Source organism: Pseudomonas sp. GW821-FHT07G10, assembly GCF_059418545.1.
On sequence record NZ_JBWKQB010000069.1, the window covers coordinates 1 to 1162 of the forward strand.

Consider the following 1162-nt stretch of genomic DNA (forward strand, 5'->3'; position numbering starts at 1 on the left):
CAACGCCGTTCTTTTTCCGCTGAATTCAAACGCGAGGCTGCCGACCTCGTGCTCAAGCAAAACTACAGCTACATCGAAGCCAGCCGTTCACTCGGCGTCGGCGAATCGGCCCTGCGCCGTTGGGTTGATCAGGTTCAGCAGGAGCGCCAAGGCGTCACCCCACAGAGCAAAGCGCTGACACCGGAACAGCAGAAAATCCAGGAGCTGGAAGCTCGGGTCGCCCGCCTTGAACGGGAAAAATCGATATTAAAAAAGGCTACCGCGCTCTTGATGTCGGAAGATCACGAGCGTACGCGCTGATCAATCAGCTGAGCGTCCATGAGCCGATTGATTGGCTGTGTACAGTGTTTGAAATCAACCGCTCAAGTTACTACGCCCACCGCCTCAAGCGTCGAGCGCCTGATGTCGAACGGCTTCGGTTGCGCAGCCGGGTGAGCGAGTTGTTTTCACAAAGTCGCAGTGCTGCCGGCAGTCGTAGCCTTCTCTCGTTGATGCGTGACGATGGTGAGCAACTCGGTCGGTTCAAAGTGCGCAGCTTGATGCGCGAGCTTGATCTCGTCAGTAAACAACCTGGTTCTCATGCCTATAAACGAGCGACGGTTGAACGGTTGGATATCCCAAACATCTTGAATCGGGAGTTCGATGTCCCGGCACCCAACCAAGTGTGGTGCGGCGACATCACCTACATTTGGGCTCAGGGGAAATGGCACTATCTGGCGGTCGTGCTGGATCTTTTTGCGCGCCGGATAGTGGGCTGGGCATTGTCAGAAAAACCAGATGCTGAGTTGGTGATCAAGGCGCTGGACATGGCCTACGAACAGCGTGGAAGGCCTCAAGGGCTAATGTTTCACTCGGATCAGGGGTCGCAATATGCGAGCCGCCTGTTTCGCCAGCGGCTCTGGCGTTATCGCATGCGTCAGAGCATGAGTCGTCGAGGAAATTGCTGGGACAACGCACCGATGGAGCGGGTGTTCCGCAGCTTGAAAACTGAATGGATACCGACCGTGGGCTACAGAACTGCTCAAGAAGCCCTGCGCGATATCAGCCATTTCTTGATGCATCGGTACAACTGGATTCGACCCCATCAATTCAACGGTGGGCTGGCGCCAGCTCGGGCCGAAGAAAAACTTAACGTCGTGTCCGGGATTAGTTGACCACTACA

General features: G+C 55.6%; 1 protein-coding gene. It reads left to right on the forward strand.

The features are described from left to right. Positions 1-1154 (forward strand): IS3 family transposase gene (locus AC07O1_RS30335; RefSeq protein WP_495091191.1). Its coding sequence is split into 2 segments (ribosomal slippage), with 1155 coding nucleotides annotated over them: positions 1-247 and positions 247-1154; the frame shifts between segments, so codons are not numbered across the junction. This gene is flagged as partial in the annotation. Between the last annotated feature and the right edge of the window lie 8 nt (positions 1155-1162).